This is a genomic window from Curtobacterium sp. L3-7, from assembly GCF_048756585.1.
Taxonomy (GTDB): domain Bacteria; phylum Actinomycetota; class Actinomycetes; order Actinomycetales; family Microbacteriaceae; genus Curtobacterium.
Genome location: NZ_CP151474.1, coordinates 1,349,428 through 1,365,021, shown reverse-complemented (window position 1 = coordinate 1,365,021; position 15,594 = coordinate 1,349,428). Strand labels below are relative to the sequence as shown.

The 15,594-nt window shown below is 71.5% G+C and carries 14 protein-coding genes; 9 read left to right on the top strand and 5 right to left on the bottom strand.

What is annotated here, in order from left to right; all coding sequences use genetic code 11:
- Window positions 1-17: 17 nt before the first annotated feature.
- Window positions 18-1,037 carry an alpha/beta hydrolase gene (locus AAEP80_RS06740; RefSeq protein ID WP_420366454.1) on the top strand — a complete coding sequence of 340 codons (1,020 nt, stop codon included), beginning with the start codon at window positions 18-20 and terminating at the stop codon, window positions 1,035-1,037.
- A gap of 204 nt (window positions 1,038-1,241) precedes the next feature.
- Window positions 1,242-1,493 carry a hypothetical protein gene (locus AAEP80_RS06735; protein WP_402728147.1) on the top strand — a complete coding sequence of 84 codons (252 nt, stop codon included), beginning with the start codon at window positions 1,242-1,244 and terminating at the stop codon, window positions 1,491-1,493.
- Here AAEP80_RS06735 and AAEP80_RS06730 read toward each other — a convergent pair.
- From AAEP80_RS06730 to AAEP80_RS06720, 3 genes are all read right to left on the bottom strand, one after another.
- On the bottom strand, window positions 1,490-4,645 hold the full coding sequence (locus AAEP80_RS06730; RefSeq protein WP_420366453.1) for an efflux RND transporter permease subunit: 3,156 nt from the start codon (window positions 4,643-4,645) through the stop codon (window positions 1,490-1,492). The genes AAEP80_RS06735 and AAEP80_RS06730 overlap by 4 nt on opposite strands.
- A 66-nt stretch (window positions 4,646-4,711) precedes the next feature.
- Window positions 4,712-5,362: a DUF6518 family protein gene (locus tag AAEP80_RS06725; RefSeq protein ID WP_413602826.1), complete on the bottom strand. Its 651-nt coding sequence runs from the start codon at window positions 5,360-5,362 to the stop codon at window positions 4,712-4,714.
- 125 nt (window positions 5,363-5,487) lie between these two features.
- Window positions 5,488-7,002 (bottom strand): PLP-dependent aminotransferase family protein, encoded by a 1,515-nt coding sequence (locus AAEP80_RS06720; protein ID WP_420366452.1) that lies wholly within the window; start codon window positions 7,000-7,002, stop codon window positions 5,488-5,490.
- Window positions 7,003-7,063: 61 nt separating this feature from the next.
- Between AAEP80_RS06720 and AAEP80_RS06715 the strand changes: the two genes are divergently transcribed.
- The 3 genes from AAEP80_RS06715 (at window position 7,064) to AAEP80_RS06705 (ending at window position 9,259) form a co-directional block, all read left to right on the top strand.
- Entirely contained in the window at window positions 7,064-7,726 is a 663-nt protein-coding gene (locus AAEP80_RS06715; RefSeq protein ID WP_420366451.1) for a YczE/YyaS/YitT family protein, read from the top strand.
- Between the two features lie 112 nt (window positions 7,727-7,838).
- On the top strand, window positions 7,839-8,675 hold the full coding sequence (locus AAEP80_RS06710) for a DUF4097 family beta strand repeat-containing protein (RefSeq protein WP_413602829.1): 837 nt from the start codon (window positions 7,839-7,841) through the stop codon (window positions 8,673-8,675).
- A complete protein-coding gene (locus tag AAEP80_RS06705) occupies window positions 8,672-9,259 on the top strand; it encodes a PadR family transcriptional regulator (RefSeq protein WP_420366450.1) in 588 nt (195 codons plus the stop codon). The genes AAEP80_RS06710 and AAEP80_RS06705 overlap by 4 nt, the downstream gene beginning before the upstream one ends.
- 130 nt (window positions 9,260-9,389) lie before the next feature.
- Here AAEP80_RS06705 and AAEP80_RS06700 read toward each other — a convergent pair whose 3' ends face one another.
- Window positions 9,390-10,178 (bottom strand): MerR family transcriptional regulator, encoded by a 789-nt coding sequence (locus tag AAEP80_RS06700; protein WP_420366449.1) that lies wholly within the window; start codon window positions 10,176-10,178, stop codon window positions 9,390-9,392.
- A 130-nt stretch (window positions 10,179-10,308) separates the two neighbouring features.
- Here AAEP80_RS06700 and AAEP80_RS06695 point away from each other — a divergent pair, with 130 nt between their 5' ends.
- From AAEP80_RS06695 to AAEP80_RS06680, 4 genes are all read left to right on the top strand, one after another.
- A complete protein-coding gene (locus AAEP80_RS06695; RefSeq protein WP_420366448.1) occupies window positions 10,309-12,549 on the top strand; it encodes an APC family permease in 2,241 nt (746 codons plus the stop codon).
- A gap of 30 nt (window positions 12,550-12,579) precedes the next feature.
- Window positions 12,580-13,314 (top strand): hypothetical protein, encoded by a 735-nt coding sequence (locus AAEP80_RS06690; RefSeq protein WP_402728138.1) that lies wholly within the window; start codon window positions 12,580-12,582, stop codon window positions 13,312-13,314.
- Window positions 13,315-13,435: 121 nt separating this feature from the next.
- Entirely contained in the window at window positions 13,436-13,672 is a 237-nt protein-coding gene (locus AAEP80_RS06685) for a DUF3072 domain-containing protein (protein WP_281266919.1), read from the top strand.
- A gap of 133 nt (window positions 13,673-13,805) precedes the next feature.
- On the top strand, window positions 13,806-14,246 hold the full coding sequence (locus AAEP80_RS06680; protein WP_420366447.1) for a DoxX family protein: 441 nt from the start codon (window positions 13,806-13,808) through the stop codon (window positions 14,244-14,246).
- 165 nt (window positions 14,247-14,411) lie between these two features.
- On the opposite strand, the gene AAEP80_RS06675 is transcribed toward AAEP80_RS06680, so the two are convergent.
- Window positions 14,412-15,524, bottom strand: coding sequence for an NAD(P)-binding domain-containing protein (locus AAEP80_RS06675; RefSeq protein WP_420366446.1), 1,113 nt, complete (start codon window positions 15,522-15,524; stop codon window positions 14,412-14,414).
- Window positions 15,525-15,594 lie beyond the last annotated feature (70 nt).

Below are 15,594 nucleotides of genomic sequence, written 5' to 3'. Positions count from 1 at the left end.
GGTTACCGTTGTCGGCGATGAGGTCAGGCCGTCGCACGCTGTTCGCGCTCGTCGCCGCGGTCGTGGCGCTCGGCGCGATCGCGTCGTGCAGCGCGGATCCGACGGGCGACGAGAACGCCACCGTCACCGCCGATCCCGTCATCTACCCGCTGTCGCTCCGGTACCACGGCATCGACGTCGTCTCCGACGTGCCGTACGGGTCGGACCGGTTGCAGCAGCTCGACGTGTGCCTGCCCGCGGACAGCGCACCGGAGACGACCACGACGCCGACCGGGACCGCGGCCTCGGCGTCCGCGACGCCGGATCCGTCGGCGCTCGAGAAGGCATCGGCCGGCACCCGGCCCGCCGTCCTGATGGTGCACGGCGGCAGCTGGTCCCACGGCGACAAGGCCACCGCCGCGTACCGCTCGGTCTGCCAGTACCTCGCGTCCGAGGGGTTCGTCACCTTCAACGTCGACTACCGGCTGGCGCCGACGGACCCCTTCCCGGCCGGGCTCGACGACGTGCGACGGGCACTCGACTGGGTGTACCGGCCCACGACGCTCGAGACCTACGACGTCGACGTCGACCGGATCGGCGTGTTCGGGGGCAGCGCCGGTGGGAACCTCGCCGCGATGCTGGCCGTCGAGGACCACGCCTCCCCCGCCTACGCAGCCGGGGATCGCATCCGCGCGGTCGTCGACCTGAGCGGCCCGACGGACCTGACGACGCGGTCGACGGAGTCGGACGGGGTGTCGGCGTCGTTCCAGCGCAAGCAGCTCCTGTACCTCGGGTGCAGCGCGTACGACGCGTGCCCGGCAGCGCAACGGGCGTCGCCCGCGTACAACGTGACGTCGGAGACGGCGCCGTTCTTCATCGGGCACTCGACGCACGAGTTCATCCCGCTGTGGGAGTCGCAGGACTTCGCGGCGACGCTGCGCTCCCACGACGTCCCGGTGACGTTCGTCGCGGTGCGGGGGACGGCGCACTCGATCGCGCAACTCGACGAGGCGATGAGCAAGCGCGTGGTGTCGTTCTTGCGGCGGCACCTGGGCTGAGCGGGCGGGGCGGGCGCGGCCCGCGAGCCCGAGTCTCGGACTGAGCGACAGTTCTCGCGCTCCGGGGCCCGAGAAGTGTCGCTGAGCGCGAGACTCGCAGCGGCGCGGGCGGTCGGCAGGGGTGCGGCCGTCGCGCGTACCCCGGGTGGGTGGCACCCGGAGTCGGGACTGCCGGTCGAGCCCAGGTCGGCGGAGACTTCCGGGGTGACCGACACCACGACCAGCCCCGCACGCCCGGCGACCACCTGGGAGCAGCACTCCCCCGTCCGCACCGCCGCGGAACTGCTCCTCGGGCTGTCGTTCTTCGTGACGATGGCGTTCGGTGGGTACGGCGCGGCGACCGGTCACACCTCGATCGTGGCTGGCCTCAGCGCGATCGTGTTCCTGACGACGCTGACCTGCGTCCTCGTGTCGTGGTTCTCCGGCGCGGGAGACCCCGCTGAGAGCGACCGCTAGACGCCTGCACCGCCGGCACCAGCACCGTCGGCACCCGCACCGTCTGCCGCTGCCCGACGGTCCGCTCGTCGCTCGAACACCCGCTCGACGAGGAAGTACAGCGCCGGCAGCACGACGAGCGTCAGCAGCGTCGAGGACACCAGTCCGCCGATCACCACGAGCGCGAGCGGCTGCGAGATGAAGCCGCCCTGCCCGGTGAGCCCGACGGCCATCGGGAGCAGCGCGAAGATCGTCGCGAGCGCCGTCATCAGGATCGGCCGGAGTCGTCTCGTCGCGCCCTCGATCATGGCCTCCCGCACGCGGAGTCCTCGGCGCCGGTACTGGTTCACGAGGTCGATGAGGACGATCGCGTTCGTCACGACGATGCCCACGAGCATGAGCACCCCGATCAACGACGCGACCCCGATCGGGATGCCCGAGACGATCTGCAGCAGGATCGCCCCGGTCGCGGCGAACGGCACCGAGACCAGGAGCAGCAGCGGCTGCCGCAGGCTCCGGAAGGTCGCCACCATCACCACGTAGACGATCAGGATCGCGACCAGCGCGGCGAGCAGCAGCTGGCTGAACGCCGACGACTGGCTCGAGGCAACGCCGCCGATCGTGGCCGAGGCGCCCTTCGGCAGGTCGAGGTCGTCGACCGCAGACGTCACCGACTGCACGGCGGCCCCGAGGTTCGCGGAGTCCGGCGTCACGGTGATCGTCGCCGTGCGGACGGCGTCCGAGGTCGTGACGGACGTCGGGCCGTCCGCCTGCTCGACGGTCGCGACGTCGGACAGCGGCACCACGCCGGTCGACGTCGGCAGTGACAGGTCACGGAGCGCCTGCACGGTGGTCGGCGGTTCCGGGTCGGCGATGTACACGTCGAGCGAGGCGTCGCCGATCTCGACCGTGCCGGTGTCCCGCGGGGAGACGGCCGCGGCGACGATCCCGCCGACCTGGGTCTCCGTCAGCCCGAGCGCCGCCGCCTTCGACCGGTCGACCCGCACGGCCAGGTACGGCTCGGCCGCCGAGAGGTTGCTCGACGCCCCGGTGGTGTGCGCGACGTCGCGCATGGTGGCGAGGACCTTGTCCGCAGCGGTCCTGAGCTGCGCCTGGCTCGGCGCCGTGACGTCCACCTCGATGTCGCTGCTGCCGCCGAAGCCGCCGCCGGACGACGACAGGGAGATCGTGCCGGCGTCCGACAGCCCGTCGAGACGCTTGCGGGTGTCCGACTGGATGCGGGTCTGGTCGGCGTCCGAGTCGGTGGTGACGGCGTACTGGATCGACGCCGTGCCAGACCCCCCGAACGCCGCCTGGATCGACTGCCCGCTCGACCCGATGGTGGTCTGCACGGTGTCGACGCCGCGCACCGCCCGGAGCTGCGCCTCGACCTTGCGGGCAGCGTCGGACTGGACGTCGAGCGAGGCACCTGGATCGAGGTCCTGCGTGACCGTGAAGGTGTTCTGCCCGGAGTCGCCGAGGTAGTTCGTCTTCACGAAGGGCACCGCCGCCGCGGTTCCGCCGAGCACGAGCACGGCCAGTAGCACGACGAGCAGCGGGAACCGCAGCACCCAGTGCAGCACCGGCAGATAGCCGCGGCGCAGGCGGTCTGGAGCCCCGGCGTCGTGGAGGTCGTCGGCGGAGCGGAGCGCGGAGTCCGTGGCCGAGCCGCTGACGGCGGTCCCCGTACCCGCGTGCTTGTGTCCCTTGGGCGCGCGGAGGAACCAGTACGCCAGCACCGGCACGATCGTCAGCGCGACGAGCAGCGACGCGATGAGCGCCATGGACACGGTGAGCGCGAACGGCCGGAACAGCTCGCCCACGAGCTCCGCGACGAAGGCGACGGGCAGGAACACGACGACGGTCGTCAGGGTCGACGCCGTCACCGCGCCGGCGACCTCGCGCACCCCGTCGAGCACCGCCTGCCGCCGATCGACCCCGGGTTGCAGGTGCCGTTTGATGTTCTCGATCACGACGATCGAGTCGTCCACCACGCGGCCGATCGCGATCGTCAGTCCAGCGAGCGTGATGATGTTGAGCGTGTAGTCCGCCGCGCGCATGCCGATCGCAGCGAGCAGCACCGAGGTCGGGATCGAGATCGCCGTGACGATCGTCGACCGGACGGACAGCAGGAACACCAGGATCACGACCACGGCGAACCCGAGGCCGAGCAGCCCTTCCTCGGCGAGCGAGTCGATCGACTGCTGGATGTAGGGCGCCTGGTCGAACACGACCGTGAACTTCGGATCCCCGGTGATCTTCGACTCGATGCCGGGCAGGGCGTCGCGGACGGTCTTCGAGACGTCGACGGTGTTGGCCTGCTGGGTCTTCGTGATCGCGATGGTCAGCGATTCCTCGCCGTCGACCCGGCTGATCGACGTGCGAGGCGACTCGGTGATGGCGACCTTGGCGACGTCGCCGATCGTGGACGCCGAAGCGCCCCCGGTCAGCGGCAGCGCCTCGATGTCCGCGACCGAGGCGATCCGCTGCCCGGTCTGCACCGAGAGCGTCGAGCCGTCCTGGGTGATCGTCCCGCCGGGGATCAGCGTGCCGTTGTCGTCGAGCGCATCGGAGATCGCGGTCTCGGACAGCCCGCGCGCCGCCAGCTCGTCGCGATCGGGCGTGATGAGCACACGGCGGCCCGGGTTGCCGAACACATCGGCTTCGCGCACCCCGTCGAGCTTCTCGAGGTCGGGCACCGCCGTGGCGTTCAGTCGGTCGACGAGTTGTTCCTGGTCCTCGCCGCCGGACACCGCCAGCTGGATCACGGGCAGGTCGTCGAAGGACCCCGTGACGATCTGGGTCTGCACCGAGTCCGGCAGGGACAGGGCGTTCACGACGGTCTGGATCTTGTCCTCGGCACTCGCCAGGTTGGACCCGTAGTCGAACTCGGCGGAGACGACGCTCTGGCCGGTCGACGACGTCGCGGTGGTGGACTTGAGGTCCGGCACCGCCTGGATGCCCTGCTCGATCTTGGTCGAGACGTCGTTCGAGACGACTTCCGGCGTGGCCCCCGGGTACGCGCTGACGATCGCGATCTGCGGGAACTGCACGCTCGGGATGAGTTCCTGTTTGAGGCTCGACAGCGATATCCCGCCGAAGATCGCCACCACGATCGTCACGAGCGCGATGAGCGCACGGTTGCGGAGGCTGAAGACCGAGAGGAGGTGCACGGTCCGATCCTCGCAGCAAGTCCCCGCAACGGTTCACCGGGGAGCAGATCGGTGGAGAACGGCCAGCTACCCGCCGACCAACAGGTACGCGCCGAGGACCCCGACCGTGCCGACGACACCGACGCCGAGTGCGACCACCCGTCCGGCGGGTGACCGCGCGACCACGACCCCGGCGATCAGCACGGCGACGCCGACCGCGATCTCGACGACCCAGGCCACGACCCCGGTCGTCGCCGCGACCCGCAGCAGCGCGCGCATCCCCTCACCGATGAGCACGGCGGCGACGGCGCCGAACGCGGCTCCGCGCCACCGTCCGTCAGCCGAGCGCACGAGTCCGGCGACCGCGCCCGCGAGCGCCCCGGCCGGAACCGCCATCAGCACCCAGAAGTTCGTGATCGACAGGAAGTCCGGGTACCCGCGGAGGTTCGACGTCGCCCAGTACCCGATGTGCATGAGTTCCAGCAGCACCACCCCGGACACCATCGCGACGGGCAGCCCCACGCGGCCGATGCGGACCCCCATGAGCAGCAGCAACGCGACCGCGACGACGAACCAGGGGCCCGCCGAGTTCGAGACGGTCGACAGCCCGGGCACCGCCTGCCCGTACGAGGTGAGCACCCCGGCGAGCAGCGCGCCACCGAGCGCCATCGTCAGCCGGGCGAACGCGGGCACGGTCGGCACCGGAGCAACGGAGCGGGAGGACACGAGCGGGGTCATGCCGTCGAGCATGACGGAACCCGGACACGAGGACATCACCCCTCTGGCCGAACCGACGTCACCCCATCGGATGACCCACCACCGCGCGCCACAGCCCACGACCGACCGCCCCCGACCGACCGACGTCACACCACCGCGGCCAACGACCCCTGCACCCCCGAGGACGCCCCACCGACCCGGTCCCACGCCCGCTCGAGCACGTCGACGAGCCGCACCCGGTCCGCGGGCGGCATGGTGAACGGCACCCGGAGGAACCGCTCGAAGCCGCCGTCCGGCCCGAACACCCCGCCGGACGCGAGCACCACCCCCTCGGCACGCGCCGCGAGCACCAGCGCGCTCGACACGGGCCGCCCGAGCCCGACCCACGTCGTCAAGCCGCCGGCCGGGGACGGGACGTCCCACTCCGGGAGCCGCGCGCGCAACGCCCCCACGACCTCGTCGCGACCCTGTCTCAGGTACCCGCGCCGAGCCTCCAGGACGGCGTGGGTCAGCGGGACCAGCTCCCTGGCGACCAACTGGTCGAGGACGGGCGTGCCCAGGTCGCCCGTCGGCCGGGCGAGCAACAGCCGCTGCAGCAGGTCGGGCGACGCGCGGATCCAACCGATCCGCAGGCCGCCCCAGAAGACCTTGTCGGCGGACCCGATCATCACGACGGACGCACCGGAACCGGCGGACCCACCGGAACCGGCGGACGCACCGGAAGCACCGGAAGCGCCGGAAGCGCCGGAACCGGCGAACGCCGCCAACGGCACAGCAGCGTCCCCGTCGATCCGCAGCTCCCCCATCGTCTCGTCCGCGATCACCGTCGTGCCGGTCGACGCCGCGACGGAGAGCAGCACGGACCGCACCGACGCCGACATCGTGGCCCCCGTCGGGTTGTGCAGCTCCGGCATCACGTAGGCCACCGCGGGTGCCGACCGCCGCAACGCCGTCTCGAGCACCCCGACGTCCCACCCGGAGCGCGCGTCGACGGGCACGCCGACGAGTCGCCCGCCGGCTTCACGGAAGGCCTCGTGCGCGTGCGGGTAGGTCGGCGACTCGACGAGGACGGCGTCGCCGCGCCGGACGAGCACCCGCGCGAGCAGGGCGATCGCGTGCTGCGCCCCGATGGTCACCACGATCTCCGACGGGTCGGTCGGCAGACCGCGAGCGGTGTACCGCGCAGCGATGGCCGCACGCAGCCCAGGGTCCCCGACGGTGTCGTACCCGATGCCGGCGAGCGCCGCCGGCACGTGTCGCATCGCCCGCTCGACGGCCTCGGCGACACCGGGCGCGGAGTGCAGGGCCGCCTTGCGGAGGTCGAGCACGTCGCCGGACACCACCCCGCCGAGCCGTTCGGGGTCCGGCCGCCCCGCGAGGTCCCGCGGCAAGCGCACGACACTGCCAGAGCCCCGCAGGGACACCAGGTACCCGGAGTCGCGCAGCCGGGCGTACGCGTTCGCCACGGTGGTCCTGGAGACGCCGAGCGCCTCCGCCAGCCCACGCTCGGCGGGCATCCTGGCGCCGAGCGGGATCCTGCCGTCGATCACGAGCACGCGGATCGCATCGGCGAGGGCCTCGTACGCGGGGGCGTCGGAGCCGTCGCGCCACTCGTGGAGCAGGAGCGCCACGGAGCGGGAACTGAGGAGGACCGGCGTCATGGATCCACGCTAGCGCAATTGGCTCTCGACCAGCAGTCCAATCACGGCGAGCATCGGAGCCATGTCCCGCCCCACCGCCCTCACGCTCCGCTTCGTGCAGCTCTTCGTCGGCCTGTTCCTCTACGGCGCATCCACTGCCCTGCAGGTCAGGGCGATCGTCGGCGTGAGTTCGTGGACGGTCCTGACCGAGGGTCTCGAGAACGTCGTGCCGTGGTCGTTCGGCCTCATCACCGTGGTCTCGAGCGGCGTGATCCTGCTGTTCTGGATCCCACTCCGCCAGAAGCCCGGCATCGGCACGTTGCTGAACGCCCTGGCGATCGGCCCGTCGGCCGACCTGGTGCTGTGGCTCGTCCCGACGCCGGCGGACCTCCTCGGCAGGATCGGGCTGTTCGTCGCAGGACTGCTCCTGCTGGCGGTCGCGACGGCGTTCTACATCGGCGCCGGGTTCGGCACGGGAGCACGCGACGGGCTGATGGTCGGGCTGCACGAGCGACTCGGCTGGCCGATCTGGCTCGCGCGCACCCTGGTCGAGGTCACGGTCGTGATCGTCGGCTGGTTCCTCGGCGGGGACGTCGGCGTCGGCACGGTGATCGCGGCGTTCGCGATCGGCCCGATGGTCCAGCCGCTCATGCCGCTCTTCCGCCGGTTCCCGTGGAGCCCCGACCGGGCACCAGGCCTGGAGGCCCGCCCCACCCCCGCCTCGGAGCCCACGCCTGTCCCGTGACGGCTCCAGGGCCGTGACGACCGCAGCGCACCAGGCGCCTCTTGCGGATCCTCGAGACGCGATATAACGTGTCGTCACCAGACGCGATACATCGCGAGTTCGAGGAGACAACATGGCTCAGGAGAAGTGGCTCGTCGAGGAGCCCAAGGTCATCGACACCGGCATCGTCCGGTCACTGCGCGTCGGCCTCGTCGGCGGGCAGGTCGACGTCGTCGCACACGACGAACCCACCGCACGCGTCGAGGTCCACAGCGTGTCCGGCAAGCCGCTGAAGGTGGAACTGGACGGCGACACCCTGACGGTCGACCACCCGCAGATCCGCTGGGACGACCCGATCGGGTTCCTGAAGTCCTTCCGGGGCAAGGCCCACGCCGACGTCAGCATCCTGGTCCCGCGCGACGCCGGCGTGACCCTCGGTGTCGTCTCGGCCGGCGCACTGCTGTCCGGCACGAACCGCGGCGCGACGCTCAACACCGTCTCCGGGGACGTGGTCGTGGACGGCGTCGCGGGTGACGTCACCGTCAACGCGGTGTCCGGCGCGACCACCATGCGCGACCTCGACGGCGCCCTCACGGTCCACACCGTCTCGGGCGACGTCGTCGCGACCGGTGCGATCCCGCGGTTCTCGGCCGACGGCGTCTCCGCCGACGTCGTGCTCGACCTGCACGGCACGCCGGACTCGGCGCGTGTCAACACGGTGTCCGGCTCGGTGAGCGTCCGGCTCGAGGACGGCGTCGCCTTCCGGTGCACCGTCAGCACGGCGTCCGGCAAGCTCCAGTTCGACGACGCGGAGATCAAGGGCGTCAGGGGCTCGTACGTCAAGCAGGGCGGGGAGCTCTCCGGCCAGTGGCTCGACCTCCGGGTGAACTCGGTGTCCGGGGACATCGCCGTGCTGCACGCCCCGCCGGTGACGACGCCAGCGGACACCGAGAGCGAGGTGTTCGAATGAGTCCGGTCTTCGCCCACGGCCACCTGCGGCTGTACCTGCTCGTCCTGCTCGCCGACCACCCGATGCACGGGTACGAGGTCATCCAGGCCCTCGGGGACCGCTTCGGCGGCACGTACGTCCCGAGCGCCGGCACGGTCTACCCGCGCCTGGCGAAGCTGGAGGAGGACGGCCTCGTGTCCAAGACCGCGGACGGCCGCAAGACCGTCTACGCGATCACCGATGCGGGCCGCGCCGAGCTCACCGCACGCGCGGAGGAGATCGCCTCGCTCGAGGCCGGCGTCAACGACTCGGTGAAGTCCCTCGCCGACGGTGTCCGCGCCTCGGTCAGCGACGCGATGCGGTCCCTCCGCGCCGACCTCGCCGCTTCAGCGCAGTCGACGAACGCGCAGTCGACGAACACCGAGGAACCCGTCTCCGTCCCGTCCGAGAGCGCCCGCGCCCTCCGCGAGCTCGAGATGGCACTGTCGTCGTTCCGGCAGCAGGTCCGCGCCGACCTGCGCCGCCGTGCGACACGTGGCACGCTCACCGCGGACACCGTGACGCGCCTGCGCGACGGCCTCGAGGAGCTCCGCAAGTCCCTCTGAGTCCCGCGCCGGCGGGGCGGCGGCGACCCCCGCCTCCCGTCCGCTCGCCGCACAACCGAAAGCACTCCGCACCACGGAAACCCGTGGTGCGGAGTGCTTTCGGTTGTGCGGGAGCAAACCGTCCCCACGCCTACAATGCCGCGTCGGCGAACGCGTGCATCGCGTCGCGCAACGCGCGGGACGCACCGGCGCCCGCCCACTCGTACGCGTGGGTGAACCGCTCGTCCGCCACGTACATGTCGGCCAGCGTGCGGAACCGGTCGGCCGTCAGCTCCGCGGGCGGGGTCGCCTGCGCCAGCCAGTCGAACTGGCGCCGCGCGAGCGTGACCCCGCGCGAGGACGCCGGCCCGTCACCGGATGCGGCGAGCGCTGCCGCGTCGGCGGCGATGGCGCGCTGCTCCGCCTGGAACGCCTCCTTGCCGGCTGCGTCCTTCGCCGCCCACCAGGTCGTGCCGCGCTGCCACGCGTCCGCGCCCCAGCGCTCCTCGACCTCGGCGCGGAACCGCGACTGGTCGAAACCGTCGAACGTGTCGTCCGTGTTCATGTCCTCTCCCTTCCGGAGTCTCGTGATGGTGGTGCGCACCGCGGCGAGCTGCCGAGCGAGACGGTCCCGTTCGCGTTCCAGCCACGCCACGTGCGCGGTGAGGGCGGCGACGTCGTCGAGCTCGCCGTCGAGGACCTCGCGGATCGCCGGCAGCCCGAGCCCGAGGCCCCTGAGCAGCAGGATGCGCTGCAACCGGACGAGCGCACGGTCGTCGTACCGGCGGAGTCCGCCGTCACCGACCGCCGTGGCCGGGAGCAGTCCGATGGCGTCGTAGTGCCGGAGCGTCCTGCTCGACACCCCCGCCGCACGCGCCACGTCGGCGATGCCGTGCGGGGCTTTGGCAGCTGGCGACGCCGTGTCTGTCGATTCCCTCATGGAGACGACGGTAGCGGTTGACGCAGCGTCAACCGCAAGGGCTTTCGGCGGATCCGCTGGGGTTGCGTTCGACGGAAGCGGAATACCGACCCCTCGACCCGTGTTGACTCGCGCCCGGAAATGAGTAGGTTTGCCGCTCGTGACGAACGAGATCCGGTCGCTGAAGTCGCGACTGATCGGGGACCCCCTCCCCTCCGAGAAGCTCGAAGGACAGCTCCTCCCGAAGCACCTGGCACTGCCGATCTTCGCGAGCGACCCGCTGTCCAGCGTGGCGTACGCGCCGCAGGAGCTCCTGATGATCCTGCTGCTCGGCGGGATGTCGTTCCTCACCTTCGCACCGTGGGTCGCCGCGCTCGTGGTCCTGCTGCTGCTGGTGGTCGTCGCCTCCTACCGGCAGCTCATCAAGGCGTACCCGTCCGGCGGCGGCGACTACGAGGTCGCACACCGCAACCTCGGCGAGAAGGCCGGGCTCGTCGTCGCGAGCGCCCTGCTCGTCGACTACGTGATGACGGTCGCCGTGTCGGTGGCCTCCGGTGTGGACAACATCATCTCCGCGCTCCCGGTGCTCAACGAGTTCCGCGTCGAGCTCGCGCTGGTCTTCGTCATCCTGCTCGCGGCCGCGAACCTCCGCGGCGTGCGGGAGTCGAGCAAGGCCTTCGCCGTCCCGACCTACCTGTTCGTGGCGAGCGTGTTCGTCATGGTCGTGACCGGCCTGATCCGGGTGCTCGCGGGGAACGCCCCCGTGGCCGAGTCCGCCGCGTACACGGTGCAGAACGTCGAGCACACCACGCAAGCGGCGTTCATCCTGCTGCTCCTCCGTGCCTTCGCGTCCGGCTGTTCGGCGCTGACCGGCGTCGAGGCGATCGCGAACGGCGTGCAGGCCTTCCGCCGACCGAAGGTCAAGAACGCCCAGATGACGCTCGTGTTCATGGGCGGCATCGCGATCGTCCTGTTCGTCGGCCTCATCACCCTGGCGCTGGTGTCCCGCGTGCACTACGCCGAGAGCGCGTGCGACCTGCAGGGCTTCGCGAACTGCGCCACGACACCACAGCGTTCCCTCATCGCCCAGATCGCGTCGGCGACGTTCGGGAACAACACGATCCTGTTCTTCGTCATCCAGGCGACGACCGCTGCTGTCCTGCTCCTCGCCGCGAACACCGCGTTCAACGGCTTCCCGCTGCTCGGCTCGATCCTGGCGCGCGACTCCTACGCGCCGAAGGCACTCTCCACCCGCGGCGACCGCCTCATCTACTCGAACGGCGTCATCGTGCTGGCGCTCGTCGCGGCCGCGCTGCTCGTGGTCTACCGGGCGAACGTCACGAGCCTGATCCAGCTCTACATCATCGGTGTCTTCGTGTCGTTCACGCTCGGGCAGACGGGCATGGTGCGGCACTGGACCCGGCTGCTGCGCGAGGACCGCGCCGGCACGGCGACGGAACCGGTGAACCGCGGCCAGGTCATCCGCTCCCGGCTCATCAACGCAACCGGCGCCACGTTCACCTTCGTCGTCCTGGTCATCGTCACGATCACGAAGTTCACGCACGGGGCGTGGCTGGTCTTCGTCATCATGCCGGTCCTGTTCGTGCTGATGCTCGGTGTGAACCGCTACTACCGCGACGTCAAGCACGAGATCGAAGCAGACGTCGAGACGGAGTTCGGCGCGACGGGCGACCACGCGATCGTCCTCGTGAACAAGCTGCAGAAGCCGGTGCTCAAGGCGCTCGACTACGCCATCGCCGCGAAGCACGCCGGCCTCGAGGCGGTGCACGTCTCCATCGACGAGGCCGAAGCCGCACTCCTGGTCGAGCAGTGGGCCGAGCACGGCATCGAGGTCCCGCTCACCATCGTCCCGAGCCCGTACCGCGACATCTCGATGCCGCTGATCAAGTACATCAAGGCACACCGGATGGAGCACGGCTCCGAGGTCGTCACGGTCTACACCCCTGTCTTCGTCGTCGGCCACTGGTGGGAGGGACTCCTCCACAACCACCGCGGCCGTCGGATCCGCAAGAAGCTCCTGCTCGTGCACGGCGTCACCGTGGCGCTGGTGCCGTGGCTCCTCGACTCGTCCGAACTGCTCTACGGCCGCCGCTCGCGACCGTTCCCCGGCCAGGAACGCCGTGGCGAGCCCGTCCGACCGGCGCTCCGCCGCTCGCCGAACGGCGTCTTCCGCAGCGAAGAAGAGGACCGCGTCCTCCGCTCCGACCAGCGCAACAACCTGCTCAGCCCCGCGCAGCGCGCCAGCATGCAGTCGCGTCGCGCGAGCCGCCCGGCCGGACCGGCGGACGGGGTGGACCCGGCTCTCTGCACCGGTGAGATGCAGGTCCTGGTGCCGGCGTCCCCCGGACGTACGCCGACGTCTGCGGAGTGATCCGCGCCTCCCGGCATACGATCTGAACCCATGACCGACGCACCCGACCTGCGCACCTTCGCGACGTTCGACGGCCACGGCGGCAAGGTGTCCAAGCGCGTCGAGGTCCTCGACCACTCCGACGACCGGTACGAGGGGCTCGTCGCGGTGCGCGGCGAGCACCCGATCGGCGCGCTCGACGAGCGGCCGGTCGGCACTGCGAGCATCGGCTGGGTCGACCCGGCCACCCTCCGCGACTGGTACCGACCCGACCGGATCGTGGTGTCGTCGCTCGAAGCGCGTCGCTCGGACCTGCAGCCCGGCACCTACGCGGACACGCGTGGACGCGGTCGCGTCCGCATCGACGGCCTGGAGGCCCACCTCGGCCCCGACGGTCGGCCCGCGTTCCGCGCACTGGCCGGGTCGGGGGTCGTGGACCTGCCGTTGCCGAAGGACCAGGTGGTCCGACTGGTCGTCGTCACCGCTGACGCGGTGACCGCCTCCGGCGCGGCCGGCGTGGAGATCGTGACGACGCCGATCAGCCCGCTCCTGGCGCCGGGGACGTACCCGGCGTACGCGGACGACGTGCCGGGGCTCCCGCCGCGGCCCGCGTCCGGACGGGTGAGCGTGTCCGCCGCGGTGCTGCTGGACGGGTCGCTGTCCCCGGTCGAGCGGCTCGACGAGCCGGGCAACACGCTCTGGATCACCCGGGAGGGGCGGTCGGTGCCGATCGCGGCGAACGAGGTCGGGCCGGACCTGGTGCGGTACACGGCGGTACCGGTCTGACGGCTGTCCGGCTGTCCGGCTGTCCGGCTGTCCGGCTGTCCGGCTGTCCGGCTGACGTTTGTCCCCCGTGGGGGCGCTCGGGCTGACCGCGGTGTCGTGGGTCGCGCGTAGCGTCCCGCACATGAGTGACAGCACTGGTGAGACCCTCGGCGGCGCACGCCCCGACCCCACGACCGACGCGAGCAAGGACCCGGAGACCTGGGTCACCGGTGACGAGCCGATGACCGGGCCGCAGCGGAGCTACCTCGACACCCTGGCGCGCGAAGCCGGCGAGGAGCTCCCCGCCGACCTGACCAAGGCCGAGGCGTCGGAGCACATCGACCGACTGCAGTCGAAGACGGGGCGCGGCGACTCCTGACGCGTCGCTCGGTGTCGGTCGTCGGCGCTGTCCGTCGTTCTGGGGACCCGGGGCTGGGCATGTCCTGGCGATACCCGGGCAGACCCCCGAACGAGGGGCGATCGATGACACGTCACTGGTTACGGTCGGGGCCATGCGAACGACATCGACCTCGATCGGCCTCACCGTCCTCCGCGTCGTCCTCGGCGTGGTGTTCATCGCCCACGGCGCGCAGAAGTTCGGGCAGGGCATCCCCGCCGTCGCCGACGGATTCGCCGGCCTGGGAGTGCCGCTCGCATCGATCGCGGCGCCGTTGGTCGCCGGGCTCGAGCTCGTCGGTGGTGCGCTCCTCGTGCTCGGGGTCGCCACCAGGGTCGTCGGCGTGCTGCTCGCGGTCGACATGGTCGTCGCGGGGTTCCTGGCACACGCGTCCGCCGGGTTCTTCTCGCAGGAGGGCGGGTTCGAGTACGTGCTCGTCCTGGCCGCCGGTGCCCTCGCCGTGGCGCTGACCGGGCCGGGCCGGCTGTCGCTCGATGCGCTGGTGCTGCGCGCGTCGCGGCGTCGGCGTGGTGTCGCCGAGCCGCTGCCTGCGTAGGGGCGCCTTCCGGGCTCCGTTTCGCGTTGCGCCCCTCCCCGTTTCACGCCTCGCGCTTCGCGCCTCGCTCCCCGTTTCGCGCTCAGCGACACTTCTCGCGGGTTCGCGCCCGAGAACTGTCGCTCAGCGCGAGTCTCGCGTCGGTCGAGGCGAGACTCGTGCCACTCAGGGGACGGGGAGCGCGTCCATCACCTGGCGCGCGATGAGACGGCCCGCCCGGTTCGCCCCGATCGTCGACGCCTGGGGACCGTAGCCGGCGAGGAACAACCGGGGCTCGTCCGCCGACCGCCCGTCGGCGACCACCACGCCGCCGCCCGCTGTCCGGAGCCGCAGCGGTGCCAGGTGCCGGAGGTCGGCCCGGAAGCCCGTCGCCCAGATCACCGCGTCGGCGTGCACGTGCTCGCCCTCGCGGGTGACCACCCCGTCCGGCTCCATCCCGACGAACACGGGTTCCGCGTGCAGGATCCCGCGGTCGATCCCCGCGCGGATGCGGCGTGAAACGGGGACGCCCGTGCCGCTGACGATGCTCGGCAGGGTCTCCCCCGCCCGGGCCGCGCGGTCCTGCTCGTCCACCGCGGCGACCGCTGACTCCAGGTCGAGCCCAGCGGTGTCGGACCACTCCACGGGTCGACGGGTGAACCACCTCGTCGACCGCGCGACACCGTCGAGTTCGAGCAGGAAGCCGATCGCGCTCGTCCCACCGCCGACCACGACAACGTCCTGCCCCCGGAACTCCGAAGCCGACCGGTACTCGGTCGTGTCGATCTGCCGCCCGCGGAAGGTGTCGCGCTCCGGGTACCACGGGACGAAGGGCGTGCCCCAGGTGCCCGCCGCGGAGACGACCACATCCGCCGTGATCCGGGCGACACGGCCGTCCGGCGTCCGGGTCGTCACGCACAGTCCGGTTCCCGCACGGGTGACGCTCGTCACGGTGACCGGCCGTCGGACCTGGAGGTCGTAGTGCTGCTCGAACCGGCGGTAGTACTCACCGACGACGTCGCGCGCGGGTCGGGACCGATCGGCGTCGTCGAACCGCAGGCCCATCGCCCGCATGCCGGGGAGGTCGTGGACGCGGTGGGCTGACCCGAGCCGGAGCGCTTCCCAGCGGTACTGCCACGCGCCGCCCGTGCTCGGCGCCCGGTCCAGGACGATCAGGTCGCTCCCCGGCCGCAGTCCGAGCCGCCGCAGGTGGTAGGCCACGGAGAGACCGGCCTGCCCCGCACCGATCACGACCACCCGGGCGTGCTGGTCGTCAGGGGTCGGTGTCGCGTCCGTCATCACATCCGATTCTGCTGGACGCGCGCACCGCTCGGCCATGTCCAGATAGGGGTACATGGTAGAGTGATCG

Coding starts and splice junctions, on each gene's coding strand:
- AAEP80_RS06740 (WP_420366454.1), top strand. CDS start 18: ATGAGGTCAGGCCGTCGCACGCTGTTCGCGCTCGTCGCCGCGGTCGTG.
- AAEP80_RS06725 (WP_413602826.1), bottom strand. CDS start 5,362: ATGACCCCGCTCGTGTCCTCCCGCTCCGTTGCTCCGGTGCCGACCGTG.
- AAEP80_RS06720 (WP_420366452.1), bottom strand. CDS start 7,002: ATGACGCCGGTCCTCCTCAGTTCCCGCTCCGTGGCGCTCCTGCTCCAC.
- AAEP80_RS06715 (WP_420366451.1), top strand. CDS start 7,064: ATGTCCCGCCCCACCGCCCTCACGCTCCGCTTCGTGCAGCTCTTCGTC.
- AAEP80_RS06710 (WP_413602829.1), top strand. CDS start 7,839: ATGGCTCAGGAGAAGTGGCTCGTCGAGGAGCCCAAGGTCATCGACACC.
- AAEP80_RS06705 (WP_420366450.1), top strand. CDS start 8,672: ATGAGTCCGGTCTTCGCCCACGGCCACCTGCGGCTGTACCTGCTCGTC.
- AAEP80_RS06700 (WP_420366449.1), bottom strand. CDS start 10,178: ATGAGGGAATCGACAGACACGGCGTCGCCAGCTGCCAAAGCCCCGCAC.
- AAEP80_RS06690 (WP_402728138.1), top strand. CDS start 12,580: ATGACCGACGCACCCGACCTGCGCACCTTCGCGACGTTCGACGGCCAC.
- AAEP80_RS06685 (WP_281266919.1), top strand. CDS start 13,436: ATGAGTGACAGCACTGGTGAGACCCTCGGCGGCGCACGCCCCGACCCC.
- AAEP80_RS06680 (WP_420366447.1), top strand. CDS start 13,806: ATGCGAACGACATCGACCTCGATCGGCCTCACCGTCCTCCGCGTCGTC.
- AAEP80_RS06675 (WP_420366446.1), bottom strand. CDS start 15,524: ATGACGGACGCGACACCGACCCCTGACGACCAGCACGCCCGGGTGGTC.